Genomic DNA, 17,969 nt, shown 5'->3' on the forward strand with positions numbered 1-17,969 from the left:
AAAAATCAGAAGGTGGCAGAAAGACTGACGTTGAACGAACGGCCCATGCCCGGCATGGGCATGCGTGTGCCATCATGCTTTAAGTCGTATGTCAGAATACCACCAAGAGGCATGTAGTAGGCCTGATTCAGCACGTTATCGATCCCTGCTGTCAGGGTCATCATTTTCCAGTTGTAGCTGCCGTTCAGGTTCAGCAGCGCATAGCCGGGGGTGCGGGGCTCGTTACGGAGTGAGTCCACGGTATCCTTGGCTTTGACAAAGTTCATTTCTGCCCGGCCTGTCCACGGGCCTACGGTTTCGTTCAGGCCCAGTGTGCCGTTCAGGGGCATCTGCTGGTACAGGCCGGTATGGGTGACCTTGTCCTGCCCGCGGACCCAGTTGATTACGCCGGTTATTTCCCCTTTGCCGTAACGGCTTGTATTCCACACCGTATAATGGCCGGAGGTGTTAATGCCGTACATCTGGGCATCATGGTTTTCAAAAATATACTGGTTACTGTTCGGGCTCAGGTTTTTGACAAAATTGACGTTAATGTAGTTGTGCACATAGGTGTAATAGGGCTGTACCTTCAGCTCCCACCTCTGGGCAGAGGTCGGGTCATGCCAGTCAAATGTCACGCTGGCCGTGTTCCCGATTTCGGATTTCAGGTTCAGGTTCCCGACATAGCCGTTGCCGTCACCAAACCAGCCGATCATTTTGGAAGACATGCCACCCTGCCCCCACGCATAGCGTTCATACAGGTTGGGGGCACGGGACTTGCGGGCGTAGCCTGCCTCTATGGTCAGGCTGTCTGTTGTCTTCCAGCGGGTCAGGGCGGTGACGTCAAAATTTACATCCGAACGTCCATGGCCGACATTGTTGAAGTTATCAGCAGCTTTTATATCCGCAGCACTCATCATACCGGTCCATGAATAGGGCGAAACATTGCCCGTATTCATCATGATCAGATCATTGCGCAGGCCAAGCAGGGTGGAGACGCGGGGGGTCCACTGAGCTTCCCATTCCGCAAAATGACCCAGCCGGTCCCTATGACCGTTATTGATGTTGTTGAAGGTGTTCGGCCCCATCATCATGCTGCCAACAAGGGGGGGCCACCAGTCCCGCAGGCCTTCATGGTCGAACGAACTGCCAAGGCGCAGTGTGTGCTGGCGGGCCAGAGGAATTGTGGCCTTGATGGAATAACCAGCCGAGCGCTGGTCATCATTCATGGGCATGCCTTTTGTGGTGGAGTGCCCGCCCTTGTCATCCAGCATGTTCATGACGTGGGTGACGCGCTGCCAGTGGCCACGGGCTTCCAGTGTGCCCCAGTTGAAGTCTCCTACATATTTGCCGTTTACGTAGGTGGAGCGGTTGTTGGTCATGTCCATATACTGGTTGGCAAACCCTTCCCGCGGGGCATCCTGCTGGCCAAAGGTCAGCACCAGCAGGTGGTTTTTCTTATGTACGCCAAGAGTTACGTCATGCGTGTAGCGCACGTATTCGGTCGAGCCGACCCTCCCTATGTCGCCGCCGCCGCTGTAGTCCTCCGACTGGTCGTAGGACGCATTGTAGCGCAGGCTGAAGGTGTCGTTGGCCACGGTCATGCTGCCTGCGGCGGAATAGCCGCCACCATTGCTGCGGTAGGTGCCGCGTGCGCGCCCGGTAAACAGGATTTTGCCGTGGCGGGCAAAGCGCGGGTCCGCGCGTTCCACATCAATGGTGCCGCCCAGACTGTCCCCCCCATTGCTGACTGATGTCAGCCCTGCAATGGCGGTTGCGGTCTCCACACTGTCGGGGTCGATGTAAGAGAGTGCGGGATTCATGTGGTTGGGGCATGCGGGGTTGATGCGCACGCCATCCACCACGGTTGCCACCCGGTCATCCGCCATGCCGTTGAGCACGGGCAGATTGGCCAGCCGCCCCCCGCCATAACTGCTGAAACCCGGCTGGTTACGGAAGAGCGATGCCGCATCCGGGCTGGAAAGACGGGACATGCGGGCCGAGCTCTGATCAACCTGTGACGCACTTAAAAGGTTATCGGCCAGAGCGGCATCTTCCTGCGCGGTGGAAATATCCACCCGTGGGAGGGTCACAACCGTTGCGGCCAAGCCGGGGCTTGCGGCGCAGGGGAGTGCGCACACAGCCATAAGCCACAGCCAGTTTCGCTGGCTGCGGGCAAAAAATGGATAGGACATAAACAGAAAAAACCCTGTTCAAAGCATACTGAGTTAAAGTCCCCAGCCAAGAGCACGGGCGCAAGCGCATGGATGCACCAAAGCGGGGAGCGAGGTTTCAGAAAGCCTGAAGCAGGGTAAGGGGTGGTCCGCGTGACGGGGGCAGGCCCAGAATGCAAATGGGCGGCGCCCGTGGGGCGGAGGCAGCGCTACCCCGGCGGATCCAGCGCAGGGCAGGGGCGGGCAGAAGCAGAAAAACAGCAGGAAGAGCCGCAAAAAACGCCAGCAAGGGGCAAAGCGGGCAGCTTGCCTCATCATGATGATGGGTGGGGTGCTGCTGCTGGTTTTTTTGCACACTGGCCACGCAGCGCATGTGGTGCATGCTGCCCCCGGGCATGGGGGCGCAGTGTGCCTGCGCACTGTGCGGTTGTACCGCGCGCGGGGCAATATCGATGCCTGTCAGCCGGATAAGTGTCGCACGGGGGAGTTCTTCTGGCAGGGAAAGCGACTGGAGTGCCATCAGCCCTAACAGACCCGTCAGCGTAACCATGACCAGCGGCCATAAGAGCAGCGCGCGAATGATGGGGTTGCGACGGAACATGAGGCGAATCAGAAGCTTTTCAACAATCAGAGACACACAGGCGCTTTGCCATGGTTATGCCATGTTTGCGCTTTTATGAACCACCCTGTCAAATCAAACAGGGCTATGCCATAATTCAGGGCGGAGGCAGCACCGTGAGCAGATGGCATACAGACAGACAGGAACGGGTTGAGCCTGACCACAAGGCCGCGCCATACGCGCCTGTGAGGTGTTCTGTTGGAGCGCTCAGGCAACGCGGGCTGGCGATCGGGCTGTCTGACGAGCACAGGCTTGTCTGGCTGGTGGCTTTTGCCGTGGCGGTTCTGGCGCATGTGGCCATGACCGTGTGGCTGATCATGACAGTCTCCCCCCAGACCGGCACGCAGCAGCCTGCTGCGGTTTCCATGCTGTTTGAAGCGCCCAGGGCTCCATTGCCAGAGGCCGAACAGGCACAGGCGGGGCAAACAGCCCCCACGCTCCAGAGCCAGCCTGCTCCGCTCATGGAAGATATGCCGGATATGGACTCGCAATCCCTGACACAGAGCGGAACGGAGGTTCTGCCCCCTTCCGTCAAGGCTGAGGTTGAGCATCTTCCTCCTGCATCTGCTGTGCCAAAAAAACTGCTTCAGTCCTCCCCTGTCATGCAACACGATAAAAGCGCACATGCAATTACCAAAACGCCGTCGGAGGTCGCGCATATGGGTGAAGGCAATACAACAGCCCACACCCATGCAAAAACGGATATGGCGGCAACGGGTGGGCACGCAGCGACACCGCCCAGCGCTGCTGCTGTCGGGCAGAAAGGGGGTTTTCAGCTCTCCTGCTCTGCCCCCGAATCACACTACCCCGTATCTGCCCGCCATTTGCATGAAGAGGGCGAGGCTGTGGCCGAAGTCAGTATCAACGCCAAGGGGCAGGTGATTGCCGCAAGGCTGGTGCAAAGCACGGGGTATGATGATCTGGATGATCAGGCGCTGCAAACCGTTAAAAATCTCCATTGCACACCTCCTGAATCCGCTGCGGTTACGGGCCGGATACCTGTTGGCTTCCACATTCAGTAATTAAGCTTGTGTCGGGGAAGATTTTACAGTAGGAGACTGGTCATTGCCTCTGTCCCGTTCGTCTAGAGGCCTAGGACACTGCCCTTTCACGGCGGCAACACGGGTTCGAATCCCGTACGGGATACCATAGGTCTGTAAGGTTCTGATTTTTCGATAAAAATCAGATTTACCTGTCCTTACAGTGTAACATGCATGTGTTACATAAAGGCCGCCTATTCTAGCTATACCCTACAGGGTTCGATGGTACCATATCTGGTATCTCAGATCACGTGTTCCTGCGGTTTTGGCACCCTTCGCTGGTCAGCATCGTGTGTGTTCCCACAAAACCAGTAATAGATACGATCGAAGAAGTAGAAGATCCCGGATAGGCTTCAGCGTTCAATGGTATCTGAATGGAACTCAGACTAAAAATCGGCAGAAAAGCTTCTGTCTGTTTCAACTGGGTAATCCCCGTTGAGGAGATGAAAGCTTTTGCGCATCAGGTGCATAATTTGATAGTTTTCCGCAGAGACCAGAGTCCTGCTCGGATCAGGGCGGGTAGCTTTATACCATCTCATCCATAATAGATGAAAATAGAATTACACAAACCCGCTTAAAATCAAAGGGGTTTTTGATCCTTATCTCTTTGTTTTTGTCATCGAGACCGGGGGAGGCGTTGCCATGACCCGGTGAGTTCTGGTTTGTGATGATATCTGCCTGGCAGTCATCTTTTTGTAACTTGGTATCAATGTAAGGATTGCAGGTTCATTTCTTTCATTCGACTGAGGCTGATGCATAATATAACCTGAAACGGATTGCATGGATGCCAGACAATGTTTCGGCCTGCACTGGCATGAAACACTCTTCTGTCTCCCGACTAAGAGTATCCGTGCCAGTGCTGAAAAAAGCTACCGGAAGCGTAATATAAAAGCATTGATCTGAAGATGGGCACAGGAAAGATCAATTTATTATAGTAATTTCCTTTATATGCCCCACTTCATTTTTCATGAGACCGAAATTTACAAAAACTGAAATTCAAATGACCGTTGTATCAAACGCCACGTCTCTTACGCGGTTGATAAGGCTTTCCCCCCCATCAAGGTAGATGACCTGCCCAACCATGGATGCGGCCGACAGAATTAAATTCAGGCATGCAGAAATTTCTTCCGGGGTGGAACTGCGGCCGAGAGGTGTGGCACGCCATGCGCGTTCAAAGCCTTCGTCTGTCTGCTTGCCACTTCTCAATGTCAGGCCGGGAGCAATGGCGTTGACCCGGATCTTGGATTTAAAGGCCATGGACAGAACCTGTGTCACGCACAGCAGTGCCGCCTTGCTGATCGTGTAGGAAAGAAAATCAGGATTAAGGCTTTTAACCTTGTGATCCAGAATATTCACGATGCAGCGGTCATCAATATTCCCCGGCGCACGCGCAAAATCCCTTGATAGGAAAAGTGGCGCCGTAAGGTTGGGTTCCATATGCTTGTCGAATGAATCGTAAGTCAGTGAGTCAATATTATCGTATTCAAAATTAGAAGCATTGTTAACAAGGACGTCTATGGCACCATAACGTTCGACAACTGCCGGAATAAGATTTTGAACATGTTCGCGATTATTGAAATCAGCGTGAACAGCAAAGCACTCGTAACCCATGGAGGTCAGAGAGTTTACAAGTTCAAGAGCTTCCTGTTCAGAGTGATTATACTGAATAGCAACTTTCCAGCCGTTCCGGGCAAGATCCTGCGAAAGAACAGCTCCGATGCGCTTTGCTCCTCCTGTTACAAGAGCAACCCGGGCATTGTTATTCTGATCGCGACTGGTCATAGTTTTTCCTGTTTACATTACCTTCGGGCAGTAGCTCAGAGCGCTCACCACAAATCTCAATACCAGCTCCGTCTGCTTCGTTAAAGATATCAAGTTTCGTGATGGAGATACGGATCGCATCCACTAATGGGTTTTCAAAACAAACCTCAACCAGTTCTCTGGCAAGGGTCTCCAGCAGGGGTGTGTGCGGTCGTTCTGGCCATTTGGTGATGGTGTTCCGAACCGGATCGTAATCAATGTAAAGGTCTTTGTCGTGTGCTTTTACGCCGATCAACCATGCAAACATTTCGACATTAACGCAAAGCCGTGTCGGTCTTTCTGGGTGAAGTTCCCATGGGTGCAAACCAACCTGCGCATTGACAACCACATTCCGTAAGACTGATTTGAGGTATGGTCTGGTACCTAAAGGTGATGCAGTATTAGGTGATGGCATGTTGTCCCTCATCATCTCACCAGACATCTTTTGTTGCTCACTAATAAAATATAAGATTTTTCAGTATAAAAAATTTCTCGGTCTCGGCAATGGGAATGTTTAAAAAGTGAGCCCCGAAATTTATTTGCATTATTATCTTTTTCTGAATCTCAGTCTTCTGGGGGGTACTGAGATCATATTGCAGTTTCGGGTTTTGATGTGTTGTTGATGTCAAAGTAAACGTATAAAGTTTTCTCATTTAGAAATTGTATTTAATAAATATAAATCGTAATAAATAATGAAATATCAGTAAAAATGTATTTTTTGTGCATGGGGCGAGGTAGTATTTTTTCTCGTTAAGGAAGAGCGTGAATGATTGTCATGGCCGTATGCCTGTATTACGGAAAGAAGGAGGGCTATAGCGCGCCGTAAGGCTTGGGGGTACGAGCATGGTTGGTGACAGGGACGGAACCGGTGATAGCCCGGAGCAGGAGGGCGCGCCCGATATTGTGCCGGTTATTCTGTCTGGTGGGGCTGGGAGCCGGTTGTGGCCCGTCTCCCGCGGGAGCTTTCCCAAGCAGTTCTGGTCCTTGCTAACCGACTTTACACTTTTGCAGGATACGGCTTTGCGGGGGCAGGCCAGGGGGGTGGCGGCCCCGGTTGTTGTCTGTAATGCCGAGCACCGCTTTGTTATTGCCGAGCAGCTTCGCGGTGTGGGTATCCACGATGCCCGGATTATTCTGGAGCCTGTCGGCCGTAATTCGGCCCCGGCCATTGCAGCCGCTGCATTTGTTGTGGCCGAACATAACCCCGATGCCGTGTTGTGGGTCATGGCCGCGGACGCGGCTATTCAGGATGTATACAAGCTGCATGTCGCTCTTGAACATGCCGTAGCGGCAGCCAGAGCAGGTTATGTTGTCACATTCGGCATGACCGCAACCCGGCCAGAAACAGGCTATGGGTATATTGAGCAGGGCGAAGCCCTTGCGGGCATGCCCGAAGTTTATGCCGTCACCCAGTTTGTGGAAAAACCGGACAAGGACAAGGCAGCCGCTTTTCTGGCACAGGGGGGATATTTGTGGAACTCGGGCATGTTTGTTGTCCGTGCCGCGACTTTTCTGGCCGAGATGCAGCGTTACGAACCCGACCTGTATGCCTGTGTTGAAGAGGCCGTGCAAAAGCGTAAGACAGATATGGATTTTGAAAGACTGGACCCGGACAGTTTTTCCCGCTCTCCCGATATTTCGGTTGATTATGCCGTGGCGGAACGTACGGACAGGGCGGCCGTTGTGCCGGGCAGTTTTGGCTGGTCGGATGTGGGGAGTTGGGACGCCTTGTGGGAACTGGGGCATAAGGATGCACAGGGCAACGTGATACATGGCAACGTGCTGCTAGAGGATGTGGCCCGGTCTTATGTGCGTACCGATGGATTGCTCACGGCTGTTCTGGGTGTGGATAATCTGGTGGTTGTGGCAACGCAGGATGCGGTTCTGGTTGCCAGTAAGGACCGGGCACAGGATGTTAAAACCCTTGTGCAGAACCTGAAAAAAAACAATATGCCCGAAGCGGACACGCATCGCCTGACCTATCGGCCATGGGGTCATTATGAAGCTCTGACAGCAGGGCATCGTTTTCAGGTCAAGAAAATCGTCGTCCAGCCGGGGCAGAAGCTCTCGTTACAAAAACATTATCACCGGGCTGAGCACTGGGTGGTTGTAGAAGGCACAGCCCTTGTCACACGTGGTGTGGAGCAGGTGATCGTGCGGGAGAACGAGAGCATCTATCTGCCACTGGGCAGTCTGCACAGGCTTGAAAATCCCGGCTGCATGCCTGTTACCCTGATCGAGGTTCAGTCCGGTTCGTATCTGGGTGAGGATGACATTGTGCGTTTTGATGATATCTATAGCCGGACTAAGTAGATTTTTTCAGTAAAGACTGGGGAAGAAAAAATGCCCAACGTTTCTTTTATTCCCCATGCAGCGGCGCGTGTTTCTGCTGTTTTGGCGCAATTGAAGGATTATCTGGGGGACAAGGTCTCCACCAACCAGTCCGTGTGTGAAGCGCACAGCCATGGCGAGGCGCTGGAACTGGCGCGCCTGCCCGCAGCGGTTGTGTTTGCCGAAACAACGGAAGATGTCTCGACCGTTCTGGCCTTATGCCACGAAGCCTATGTGCCTGTTGTGGCCTTTGGGGCGGGCACATCGGTGGAGGGGCATGTTACGCCGCCTGAACATGCCGTGAGCCTCGACCTGTCCAGAATGACCGGGATTCTGCAGGTGAATGCGGAGGACATGGACTGCCGCGTGCAGGCAGGTCTGACCCGGCAGGAGCTCAATATCCGTTTGCGTGACACGGGACTGTTCTTCCCCGTAGACCCGGGTGGTGAGGCCACGCTAGGGGGCATGTGCGCAACCCGTGCTTCGGGCACTGCGGCAGTACATTACGGCACAATGAAAGAAAATGTGCTTGGCCTGACAGTGGTTATGGCAAACGGAGAAGTCATAAAAACAGGTGGGCGGGTAAGAAAATCCTCTACCGGGTATGACCTGACTTCCCTGTTCATCGGGTCGGAAGGGACCTTGGGCGTTATTACGGAAGTCCAGTTGCGTCTGCACGGTATTCCCGAGCAGCTTTCGGCTGCGATCTGCCAGTTTGAAAATCTGGAAGATGCGGTGCGTACTGCGGTGGAAGTAATTCAGGCCGGGGTGCCGATTGCGCGCGTGGAACTGATGGACGACGTGCAGATGGCGGCCAGCATCCGCTATTCCGGGCTGGATGAACTGCGGCCGATGACGACCCTGTTTTTTGAATTTGCAGGGGCTCCTGCTTCCGTGCGGGAACAGGTGGACGTGACCGAAGTGCTGGCCCGGGACAATCATGGCCTTGGCTTTGCCTGGGCAGACACACCCGATGAACGCGCCCGGTTGTGGAAGGCGCGGCATAACGCGTTCTGGGCCGTTAAGGCACTTTATCCGGGTTTCAGAGTGATCAGCACGGATTGCATTGTGCCTATTTCTCAGCTGGCTCCCCTTATTGTGGGGGTTAAGGCCGATATTGAGGCATCCGGGTTACAGGTGGCCATTCTTGGCCATGTTGGGGATGGTAATTTTCATACACTGATCATGACGGAAGACACCCCCGAAGGGAGTGCAAAGGCGCTGGAGCTTGACCGTAAAATTGTTGGCCGCGCGCTGGCGCTTGATGGCTCATGCAGTGGAGAGCACGGTGTGGGGGTTGGTAAGCTGGAGTTTTTGGAACGGGAACACGGCGCGCAATCCCTTGGGGTGATGAGAACATTAAAAGTTGCTCTGGACCCACGGAATATTCTCAACCCCGGCAAGCTTTTGCCAGACGGTCTGGCTTATATCGGGTAGCGGGTCTGCAAAGGTCTGTACGGTGTGCTTGTGGGTAAAAACCATATTACCTTTGCGGATCCGGGGGCGGGACACCACAAATAAACTTGACAATCGGGTGCTATATTTTATTCAAGCAGAACCGATAGTGATTTATTGTGTTGTCTCTTCCCATTCCTTATAGCGGGGTTTGTCAGCGATGGTTTCTTTCCTTCTTTCCCGTCGGGCTGTACTGGCTGGGAGCATGGCTTTTGCATGTGCTCTGGCGGGCCAGACCGCCTATGCCGCGCCGCAGGTCCTGCGCGTAGGCATTATGGCAGGGGAAGATGAGGACGTGTGGCCTGTGGTGGCGGCCAATGCCGCCCGGGATGGGCTGGAACTCAAGCTGGTCACTTTTTCAGACTATAACGCCCCGAACGAGGCGCTGGCGGAGCATGAGCTGGATGCCAACGCCTTCCAGCACACTCCTTTTCTGGATGCCCAGAACAAGGCCAAGGGGTATGGGATTGTGTCGGTCGGGCATACCTATGTGGCACCGATCGGGCTTTACTCAACACGCTGGAAATCTGTTGCAGACCTGCCAGACAAAGCTGTGATTGGTGTGCCCAATGACCCGACAAACGAAGGGCGCGCCCTGCTTCTGCTGCAAAAACTGGGGTTGATCAAACTTGCGGCGGATGCAGGGAACACCCCAACAGCGCTCGATATTACGGAAAACCCCCACAACATCAGTATCCGCGAACTTGATGCCGGTGTGGTAGGGCGTGCCCTGACTGATCTGGATGGCGCGGTAATCAATACGGACTGGGCCAAAAAGGTTGGCGTGGATATTGAAAAAACACGTATTGCGCAGGAAACAGCCGATAATAACCCGTATATCTGCATTATAGCCGTGAACGCAGCCGATAAATCCGCTCCGTGGGTTGCCAAGCTGGTGCACGCCTATCAGCAGCCCAATGTGCGGCAGGCTCTGGACAAGGCGTTTCATGGCGCTGTGCTGCCCTCCTGGCCATGAATCTTTTAGAAGTCGAACGCCTTAACCGTTCCTTTGGTGGCCAGCCTGCCCTGCACGATATTTCGTTTACGGTGCCCAAAGGGCAGCGGCTGGGTATTATTGGCCGCTCAGGGGCAGGTAAATCCACGCTGTTGCGGTGCCTGAGCGGTCTGGACCGCCCCCAGTCTGGCAGAATACTGCTGGAAGGGGAGGATATGGCCATCCTGCCAGAGGCAAAGCTTGTTCTGCTGCGGCGCAGGATCGGGCTGGTTTTTCAGCACTTCAACCTGCTGAACGCGCGCACCATTGCCGCCAATGTGGCCCTGCCACTGCAAATTGCTGGTAGGCCCAAAGCCGAGCGCAACAAACGCGTGATGGAACTGCTGGAGCTTGTCGGTCTGGCGGACCACGCAGGCAAATACCCGGCCATGCTTTCTGGCGGCCAAAAGCAGCGTATTGGCATTGCACGGGCTCTGGCCGCACACCCGGCCCTGTTGCTGTGTGATGAAGCAACCTCGGCGCTGGACCCGGAGACAACCCAGACCATTCTGGCGCTTCTGGCCGATATTAACCGTGTGCTGGGCCTGACGGTTGTTTTTATCACGCATGAGATGGATGTGGTGCGCAGTCTGGCGCAACAGGTGCTTGTGCTGGAAAAAGGGCGCATTGTGAGCCGCGGCAAACCAGCCGATATTCTGGACGCCAACCAGTTAGCCGCCGTTCTACCGCCCAATCTCAGCCAGACCCCACAGGATGGCAGCCACGCCATTGTGCGCCTGACCGTGACCACACAGGCCGTGTTTACGCCTTTGCTCCATACGCTGGAGCAGCAGTGTCAGGCCAGTTTTGCCCTGCTGCATACTTTTCCCAACCCGGAAGGAGAGGGGCTGGTGGATGTGGTGGTGCAAACAGATGGTCTTTCCGTCGCAACCATGAACGCTCTTCAGGCGCATGCCTGTGCAGCCGAGGTAATTGGATATGTCCCGGCTCATTCTTGACCTGCTCTGGCGCGCTACGGCTGAAACACTGGAAATGGTTCTGGCCTCCGGAGCGCTGGCGGTTGCTGGTGGCCTGCCGCTGGCTGTGCTGCTTGTTCTTACGTCCCCTTCGGGGCTGTATCCTCTCCCGCTGTTATCCCGCTTGGTGGGTGGGGTCGTGGATGCGGTGCGGGCTGTACCGTTTATTATTTTGCTTGTGCTGCTTATTCCCTTCACCCGTATGGTGGTTGGCACGGCATTGGGTACAACGGCTGCTATTGTGCCTTTGTCCATAGCGGCTATTCCCTATTTTGCCCGTATTGCTGAAGTGTCTTTGCGGGAGGTGGATACCGGGCTGGTGGATGCCGTACGGGCCATGGGGGGCACACGGTGGATGGTCGTGCGCTACGTGCTGTTGCCAGAAAGTCTGCCGGGGCTGATCTCGGGCTTTACGGTTACGCTGGTAACGCTTGTGGGTGCATCGGCCATGGCGGGGGCCATAGGAGCCGGGGGACTGGGTGATCTGGCTATCCGGTATGGGTACCAGCGCTTCAACACCACTGTCATGTTCGGGGTTGTGGCCGTGCTGGTGGCTCTGGTTATGGTTTTGCAGGCAGTGGGTAATTTTCTTGCACACACCTTGCGGCATACAAATTCCGGGCGTGCCGAGTGAAGGGCAGGGCACTCTGCTCACCCTATGCAGATGCGAGAGGGCAGGGGGATGAAGCCGAGTCTTTACGTGCATTTATGTGTAGGAAATGGGCTGGAGTGATTTTATTTTTAAAGTTCAGGTAATGTCGGGGCAGGCATGGCCAGCGGGCTATGAGTCCTGATGCCTGATTTTATATCTTCTTTAGTATAGCAACAAATAAATAGAAAAATAACACTTATTTTTCTATTTTCCGGTGCAGGCGTACAACGTGCTGGCACAAGAATTCGATCATGGAAAGACATTTTAAAAATTAAGCGCCTGTAATTTGTTGCACATGATTTATCCCGTGTTATAATCATAACAGACATGCACCACCTTAATTGATTATCTGCTTCCCTCATGGGTTTGAGGAGGAGCAACGTACGCTCTGTGTATTTTGTAATGTGGTACGAATTTTTTCCGGAAAAGCATTCTGCCACAGCGTGGTAAAATGGAGGAATTAAGATGGCTCCACGGGACTATGTTATCTCGCCGAGTGTTGAACTTGGTCAGCGGATCAAAATTCTTCGTAAAACTGCGGGCCTTACGCAACAGCAGGTTGCTGATGCCCTAGGTGTGTCACGCCCTGCCATAGCATTCTGGGAAACGGGGCGTGAGGGAAGTGCGCGCAAGCATATTCCCAAGCTGGCGGCACTGTTGCATGTGGAGCCAGAAGTGTTTCTGACTGGTTATGTGCAGGAAGATATTGACCTGATCGTCTCGCCTGATGAGCGGGATATGGTCTCACTTTACCGGATGCTTGATGCCTCGCGCAAAGTCTCGGCCCAGAAGTGGATGGAGCGGCAGGCGAGAACAGTCAATCTGGAGGGGTAATTTTTTTCAGTTATTCTGGCAGTCCGGGAAAACGCTGTTTCCATCGCGTGGACGTTGCAGGTCTGGCGTATGCGCGTGCATCTGGAAACAGGGTTGAGAAGGGAAAAACCCCGACTCAACCCTAAATTATTCAGAATTCCATGGAAAGGGTGAAGTGGTAGATGCGCGGGAGACCTGCATAAAGTGTTTCGGGTGTGTTGGACACCGCGCCGGGCGAGCCTGCAAAAACCGACGCCCAGTACCGTTCGTTTGTGGCGTTGCTGACGCCAAAACGCACCACCCACGGGAACCGGACAACATTGAAGGCGTAACGCGTGCCAAGGTCCAGCGTGGTGTAGGAGCCTGTATGAAGCGTATTGGTCAGGTTTGCGGCACGGTTGCCCATGTAGTGCACATTGGCATTGAATGCCCAGCCAGAAGCAAAGGAGCCGAGGGATGCTGGCAGCCGGTAATCCAGCAGCATGTTAGCCTGTAGCGGGGCTGCTCCTATGATTTCCTTATTATTATATTTGCTTGTTTTACTATTGATGAGTTCCGCATCAAGCCAGGTTACACCTGCCAGAACAGACAGGTTAGGCAGTACCTCGCCAGAAATCTGAGCTTCCACACCATAGTTGCGCTGTGTTCCAACGTAACCATATTCCAGCGGCAACTGTGCTCCGGTACCGGGATTGGTGCAGGTAGAGCCGTTGGGGCAGTAGCTTGCCGCGTATTTTGATGTCATGCGGAAACCTGCAACGTTAAACTGCATTTTCCCGTAGCGGAGTTTGTATCCAACTTCATACTCTTCAGGGCGGATCAAAGGCTGTGTTTGGTACGCATTGGAATTGGAAGCATTGGCTACAGCGCCGGGCTCGACCGAGCGGGCATAAGTGAAATAAAGGGTCTGATTGTCAGTTGGTTTATAGAGCAGGCTGACAGTCGGGCTGAAAGCAGCACTGGCCTGAACGGATTTTTCCAAAGGACTGGGTACTGCTTTGTTTTTGGGGCTTCTCTGGTCTATCCAGCTCCAGCCCAGTGTGCCTAGAATTGACCAGTGTTTATTAAATGTCACTGTGTCACCAATAATAAAGGACTGTGTTGTGATCCGTCCTGATTCCCAACGTCCATGATAATAAGGCTGTTTGCCATCGACTTTGATGGGATTGTAGATGCTGGCATGATCGGCCGCCGTTACCGTATTTACGGTTGTGCCAGGTGTGGTCGGGTTATAGGTCCCTGACATGTAGCCATTTGTACCAATGACCAGATCATGCTTGATAGGGCCTGTATAAACACGCCCGTTAAAATACGCCATATTACTGCCGGTACGGAAGTCATTTGCTGTTGCAGCAGCCGTTACAGACTGGGTGTAGCCACCAATATTATTGATAAGCGTATCGTTTGAAGCGAAAGACTGGCGCGCGGCATCCTGATATAATCCGCCGAGTGTAAAGCTCCAGTCTTTGTTGATCTCGTGCTTGATCTTGGCCAGAAAAGTGTTGGTTTCCATATTATAGCCGCTCCAGTCCTGCCCCAGATAGGGTTTGCTCAGGTCCGGAGCAGTGGGGAGGGCGCTGACATAAGACGGAAGCGCTTTTGATGGTGTTTCCTGCACTGCAAAGCCAGGGGCTGTGCCGCGCTCAACGTAAGTATAATGGCTGGCGTCGAGTTCAATAACGGTTTTGTCATCCAGATGGATGTCAAAGTCACCGCTGACCATCTCACGCCGTATCCAACTGTCCTGTGTATAGGCCGTGCCATTGGCATGCAGCATGTTCAGCCGGTAACCAAACCAGCCATTCCTGCCTATCCGGCCTGAGATATCACCGTTAACCGTGGGTGTGCCGATGGAATCCACACCAACGGAAAGGCGTTCGGTTCGTCGGTCCGTGGGGCGTTTGAGCGTGTATTCAAACATGCCTGCAGGGTTCTGGGGGCCATACATTGCACCGGACAGACCATTGAGCACCTGCAGGTTATCCACCCATTCCCCTGCATAGGGGGTGGTGGAAACCACGTTCAACCCATCCAGACGGGAGTTGGACCAGACATCGGCCTCAAACCCGCGTGACTGCGGGCGGGAAGTATTGGGGTCCCCGCGAATTTCGAGCTGAACAGAGGGCAGATACTGCGCCATGTCATTAATGTTGCGGATCTGCTGGTTGACCACAACGTCATGCGGCACACCCATAACGGAGTAGGGCGTATCCAGTGTGTCCCGGTTTCCCAGTGGGCCAAGATAGACAATCTTGTTCATGTATCTGGCGCTGGTGCCGTCTGCGGCATGGTGACCATGTACATTGATGGTTTCACCGTTCGAGCCATCCAGAATCCCGGCAATAGGGGCCATGGTTTTGGCTGTTTGAGGGGCGGTGATTTTGGGGGGGGAGGAAGCGGATGCCTTAATGGAAGTCTGCTTGCCGGTGGTGCTCTGTTGCCCTGGGGTTACAGGTTCTGCCGCCAGTGCTGAAGTCGTGAGCAGTAGCGCGCTAAATGTTCCTGTGGCGAAAAATATATGGAAACGGTCGTGCATGGATCAGGCTCATCCGGGGTAGAGAGGGGCACAAGGGGGATGACTGTTTTGCCGGGCGCGTAAGGGGTCTGTCTATATACGCTCACACATAAACCTATATATGGGCGAATATAACCATCGGGTGGTGCAGGAATGACACACCCGCTCTACCTTCCTCGAAAATGGCGGAAAACCCGGATTTTAATGGTCCAGTGTGCGCAGAGCCAGTGCCGCGGCTGTGGCGACATCCCGACGTAGGGCGACCACATTGCCTTGCCCATGCGGGTGTACGCGGTTTGTCAGAATCATCACAAAACTACGGGTGTTGGGCACCAGCCAGAGGGACGTGCCGGTAAAACCGGTATGGCCAAAAGAGGAGGAAGGAAAGTAAGCCCCACGGGCCGTCGAGTAATGGGTTGCTATATCCCACCCCAACCCGCGCAGGTCGGTTTTGCCAGCGGGTTGCTGGGGGGTGGACATAAGGTAGAGGGTTTCTGCCTGTAGCGGAAAAGCCGAGGGCAGGCCCGCCAGCTTGTTCAGCATGGCCTGTGTGTAAGCGACTGTATCCTGCGCGCAGGAAAACAGCCCCGCATGCCCTGCGACCCCACCCATGCGCCGGGTTGTTGGGTCGTGTACAATGCCGCGCAGCATATGCCCGCTTTCATCATATTGTGTGGGCGCGATAATACTTAGGTATGATGGGGCAGGAAGAAAAAAAGAATTGTGTAAACCAAGGGGGTTAAGAACATGCTCCATGGCATATGTGGCAAGGGTCTGGCCAGACAGATGCTCCACAATCAGGCCCAGCGTGATAAAGTTGAGGTCGCTATATACAAACTGTTCGCCTGGCGGGGTTTGGGGCGCGCTGTTCATGAGCATCTGCACCCCTCTCTGCTTGCCCTGCCATGCAAAACTCAGGTCCAGATCGGGCGCAAGACCGGAATAGTGCGTGAGAAGCTGGCGGATGGTAATGTCCTGCTTGCCATTAGCCGCAAATGCGGGAAGGTAATGGCAGGCCGGTGTATCCAGCGCGATAAGGCCCCGCTCATAAAACTGCATGACCGAAGGAGCCGTTATCAGAACCTTGGTCAGGGAGGCCATGTCAAAAATGGTATCCCATGTCATGGCTTCCTCTTGGGGGAGCAGACTGCGCTGCCCAAAAACACCGCGCCACACCATGCGGCCTTCATGGCCTATGGCGGCAACGGCTCCGGGCATTTTGCCATTCTGTATGGCCTTGCGGAAAATCTCTTCCACCGGGGCAAAGGGGGCGGACGGGGTTTGCTGGGCATAAGCCGGGTGGTACAGACCCGCAAGGCAGGCGGCCTGCGCCAGCCCTGCATGCAGGGCTTTGCGGCGGGTCAGCAGGGTGCGCAAGGGCATGTCGGGTTCTCCGGGCCAGAAAAGGGATCAGGAAGGTGCCACAACATGGCGGAAGGTTATGTTGTAGCGCGTCAGCCCCGTGATCGGGTGCGGGGCAGGGGCAAGCCCTTTAATACCGTGGTAGTGCAGGCGGGCAGGGCCACCCCAGACCAGAACATCCCCATGCTCCAGGGCAAATGTGCGCACCCTGTCGCGCCGGTTTTGTCCACCCCACATAAAAATACCAGTCCGCCCGAGCGAGAGTGAAACAACAGGCTGCTTCATGTCCCCTTCATCCCTGTCCTGATGCAGCCCCATATGGGCACCATCCTGATAACAGTTGAGCAGGCAGGCATTGGGGGTAAAACCGGGATACCCGGCTGTTTGTGCGGCATTGCGTGCAAGGGCAAAAAGGCTGGCAGGCATGGCAGGCCATGGTTGCTGGCTCAGCGGATCCACTGGGGTGTAAGTGTAGCCCTGCGTGGAACTGACCCAGCCCAGTGCTCCGCAACTGGTCATGGCGGCAGACATGGTGCCCCCACCGGGAGTGTGCATGTGGCGGAAAGGTGCCTGTTCGGCTACCGCATGCAAAGCCTGTAAATAAATGGCGGCAGAAGACGCGACAAACTGGCGCAGGAGCAGGGCGCCGGGTTCGAGAACCTCTCGGTCGGGGCGGTTGTCTGGCAGCAGCAGGTCCAATTGTCTGGCGGGGTTCTGGGGGTGTGTCATGGCGGCTCCTGATGAAAACCGTTTGCGACCCCGCACACTCTTTGGCACAGGACAGAAGAATGCTATCAGCATTGCCAAACACTGCCCCCGCTTGCAAGGAGCCAGACAGTCCCCATGCCCCCATCAGCACAGGATATTATGCTTATTGGCGGTATTCCCGCTCTTATCAGTTATCAGGTGCCACACGCGGTTTTTCGGGGGGTATTTGTCGGGTTGAATGCGGAGGTGGATTTTTTTGCAAGCACCGTCGCCGGGCTGGAACCGCAGGGCGAGGCGGCATTACGGTCCTTTTTGCACCTGTGCCAGAGCAACCGGCGCTCCCCTTTGCTTTTGAGCGGTGATGCCCAGAAAACCTATCTGCTGGAAGAGATTTATGAGCAGATGGCCGAACCTGCCCGCCAGTGCGGCATAGATTTGTATGATGTCGTGCGTGAGCAGGTCAGGACTTTTCAGCCCGGTGAGGGAAAATCTGCTCCGGCTATTCTGCTTAGCCTGTAAGGCAGCGCCAGTTTCTGAGCCCATAAAAAAA

General features: G+C 54.5%; 15 protein-coding genes and 1 tRNA gene. 9 read left to right on the forward strand and 7 right to left on the reverse strand.

All coding sequences use genetic code 11. From position 1 onward, the window contains the following. Window positions 1–5 precede the first annotated feature (5 nt). A complete protein-coding gene (locus HNR55_RS07310; protein ID WP_242005481.1) occupies window positions 6–2,126 on the reverse strand; it encodes a TonB-dependent receptor plug domain-containing protein in 2,121 nt (706 codons plus the stop codon). Window positions 2,127–2,271: 145 nt separating this feature from the next. Beyond that, window positions 2,272–2,790 carry a DUF2946 domain-containing protein gene (locus HNR55_RS07315; RefSeq protein ID WP_253545656.1) on the reverse strand — a complete coding sequence of 173 codons (519 nt, stop codon included), beginning with the start codon at window positions 2,788–2,790 and terminating at the stop codon, window positions 2,272–2,274. 98 nt (window positions 2,791–2,888) lie between these two features. On the opposite strand from HNR55_RS07315, the gene HNR55_RS17185 reads away from it, so the two are divergent. Continuing rightward, on the forward strand, window positions 2,889–3,794 hold the full coding sequence (locus HNR55_RS17185; protein WP_166113018.1) for an energy transducer TonB: 906 nt from the start codon (window positions 2,889–2,891) through the stop codon (window positions 3,792–3,794). 51 nt (window positions 3,795–3,845) lie between these two features. Further along, a tRNA-Glu gene (locus tag HNR55_RS07325) sits at window positions 3,846–3,921 on the forward strand. An 887-nt stretch (window positions 3,922–4,808) separates the two neighbouring features. On the opposite strand, the gene HNR55_RS07330 is transcribed toward HNR55_RS07325, so the two are convergent. Beyond that, window positions 4,809–5,594: an SDR family oxidoreductase gene (locus tag HNR55_RS07330; protein WP_166113015.1), complete on the reverse strand. Its 786-nt coding sequence runs from the start codon at window positions 5,592–5,594 to the stop codon at window positions 4,809–4,811. Further along, on the reverse strand, window positions 5,572–6,054 hold the full coding sequence (locus HNR55_RS07335; RefSeq protein ID WP_166113012.1) for a dihydroneopterin aldolase: 483 nt from the start codon (window positions 6,052–6,054) through the stop codon (window positions 5,572–5,574). Before HNR55_RS07335 ends, HNR55_RS07330 begins: the two co-directional genes overlap by 23 nt. A 401-nt stretch (window positions 6,055–6,455) precedes the next feature. On the opposite strand from HNR55_RS07335, the gene HNR55_RS07340 reads away from it, so the two are divergent. The 6 genes from HNR55_RS07340 to HNR55_RS07365 all read left to right on the forward strand — a co-directional run bounded on the left by HNR55_RS07340 (window position 6,456) and on the right by HNR55_RS07365 (window position 12,855). Then, window positions 6,456–7,925 carry a mannose-1-phosphate guanylyltransferase/mannose-6-phosphate isomerase gene (locus HNR55_RS07340; protein ID WP_166113009.1) on the forward strand — a complete coding sequence of 490 codons (1,470 nt, stop codon included), beginning with the start codon at window positions 6,456–6,458 and terminating at the stop codon, window positions 7,923–7,925. Window positions 7,926–7,955: 30 nt separating this feature from the next. Continuing rightward, window positions 7,956–9,380, forward strand: a complete 1,425-nt coding sequence (locus HNR55_RS07345) for an FAD-binding oxidoreductase (RefSeq protein ID WP_166113006.1) — start codon at window positions 7,956–7,958, stop codon at window positions 9,378–9,380. Window positions 9,381–9,558: 178 nt separating this feature from the next. Beyond that, the gene (locus HNR55_RS07350) at window positions 9,559–10,374 is read left to right on the forward strand and encodes a MetQ/NlpA family ABC transporter substrate-binding protein (RefSeq protein ID WP_166113003.1); all 816 of its coding nucleotides are present in this window, start codon (window positions 9,559–9,561) and stop codon (window positions 10,372–10,374) included. Beyond that, a complete protein-coding gene (locus HNR55_RS07355; RefSeq protein WP_166113000.1) occupies window positions 10,371–11,351 on the forward strand; it encodes a methionine ABC transporter ATP-binding protein in 981 nt (326 codons plus the stop codon). Before HNR55_RS07350 ends, HNR55_RS07355 begins: the two co-directional genes overlap by 4 nt. Next, window positions 11,332–12,003, forward strand: a complete 672-nt coding sequence (locus tag HNR55_RS07360) for a methionine ABC transporter permease (protein ID WP_166112997.1) — start codon at window positions 11,332–11,334, stop codon at window positions 12,001–12,003. Before HNR55_RS07355 ends, HNR55_RS07360 begins: the two co-directional genes overlap by 20 nt. Before the next feature lie 483 nt (window positions 12,004–12,486). Further along, complete coding sequence (locus HNR55_RS07365; protein ID WP_166112994.1) at window positions 12,487–12,855, forward strand: helix-turn-helix domain-containing protein; 369 nt, start codon at window positions 12,487–12,489, stop codon at window positions 12,853–12,855. A 130-nt stretch (window positions 12,856–12,985) separates the two neighbouring features. Here the strand turns inward: HNR55_RS07365 and HNR55_RS07370 are convergent, their stop codons facing one another. The 3 genes from HNR55_RS07370 to alkB form a co-directional block, all read right to left on the reverse strand. Next, entirely contained in the window at window positions 12,986–15,370 is a 2,385-nt protein-coding gene (locus tag HNR55_RS07370; RefSeq protein WP_166112991.1) for a TonB-dependent siderophore receptor, read from the reverse strand. Window positions 15,371–15,550: 180 nt separating this feature from the next. Next, on the reverse strand, window positions 15,551–16,732 hold the full coding sequence (locus HNR55_RS07375; RefSeq protein ID WP_166112988.1) for a serine hydrolase domain-containing protein: 1,182 nt from the start codon (window positions 16,730–16,732) through the stop codon (window positions 15,551–15,553). A 27-nt stretch (window positions 16,733–16,759) separates the two neighbouring features. Then, window positions 16,760–17,440 (reverse strand): DNA oxidative demethylase AlkB, encoded by a 681-nt coding sequence (alkB, locus tag HNR55_RS07380; protein WP_184382633.1) that lies wholly within the window; start codon window positions 17,438–17,440, stop codon window positions 16,760–16,762. 114 nt (window positions 17,441–17,554) lie between these two features. Here alkB and HNR55_RS07385 point away from each other — a divergent pair, with 114 nt between their 5' ends. Continuing rightward, window positions 17,555–17,938, forward strand: a complete 384-nt coding sequence (locus HNR55_RS07385; RefSeq protein WP_166112985.1) for a toxin-antitoxin system protein HicB — start codon at window positions 17,555–17,557, stop codon at window positions 17,936–17,938. The last annotated feature ends 31 nt before the right edge of the window (window positions 17,939–17,969 follow it).

It is taken from the genome of Acetobacter lovaniensis (assembly GCF_014207635.1).
Classification (GTDB): domain Bacteria; phylum Pseudomonadota; class Alphaproteobacteria; order Acetobacterales; family Acetobacteraceae; genus Acetobacter; species Acetobacter lovaniensis.

Coding starts and splice junctions, on each gene's coding strand:
- HNR55_RS07335 (WP_166113012.1), bottom strand. CDS start 6,054: ATGTCTGGTGAGATGATGAGGGACAACATGCCATCACCTAATACTGCA.
- HNR55_RS07365 (WP_166112994.1), top strand. CDS start 12,487: ATGGCTCCACGGGACTATGTTATCTCGCCGAGTGTTGAACTTGGTCAG.
- HNR55_RS07330 (WP_166113015.1), bottom strand. CDS start 5,594: ATGACCAGTCGCGATCAGAATAACAATGCCCGGGTTGCTCTTGTAACA.
- HNR55_RS07345 (WP_166113006.1), top strand. CDS start 7,956: ATGCCCAACGTTTCTTTTATTCCCCATGCAGCGGCGCGTGTTTCTGCT.
- alkB (WP_184382633.1), bottom strand. CDS start 17,440: ATGACACACCCCCAGAACCCCGCCAGACAATTGGACCTGCTGCTGCCA.
- HNR55_RS07350 (WP_166113003.1), top strand. CDS start 9,559: ATGGTTTCTTTCCTTCTTTCCCGTCGGGCTGTACTGGCTGGGAGCATG.
- HNR55_RS07360 (WP_166112997.1), top strand. CDS start 11,332: ATGTCCCGGCTCATTCTTGACCTGCTCTGGCGCGCTACGGCTGAAACA.
- HNR55_RS07385 (WP_166112985.1), top strand. CDS start 17,555: ATGCCCCCATCAGCACAGGATATTATGCTTATTGGCGGTATTCCCGCT.
- HNR55_RS07375 (WP_166112988.1), bottom strand. CDS start 16,732: ATGCCCTTGCGCACCCTGCTGACCCGCCGCAAAGCCCTGCATGCAGGG.
- HNR55_RS07310 (WP_242005481.1), bottom strand. CDS start 2,126: ATGGCTGTGTGCGCACTCCCCTGCGCCGCAAGCCCCGGCTTGGCCGCA.
- HNR55_RS07370 (WP_166112991.1), bottom strand. CDS start 15,370: ATGCACGACCGTTTCCATATATTTTTCGCCACAGGAACATTTAGCGCG.
- HNR55_RS07355 (WP_166113000.1), top strand. CDS start 10,371: ATGAATCTTTTAGAAGTCGAACGCCTTAACCGTTCCTTTGGTGGCCAG.
- HNR55_RS07340 (WP_166113009.1), top strand. CDS start 6,456: ATGGTTGGTGACAGGGACGGAACCGGTGATAGCCCGGAGCAGGAGGGC.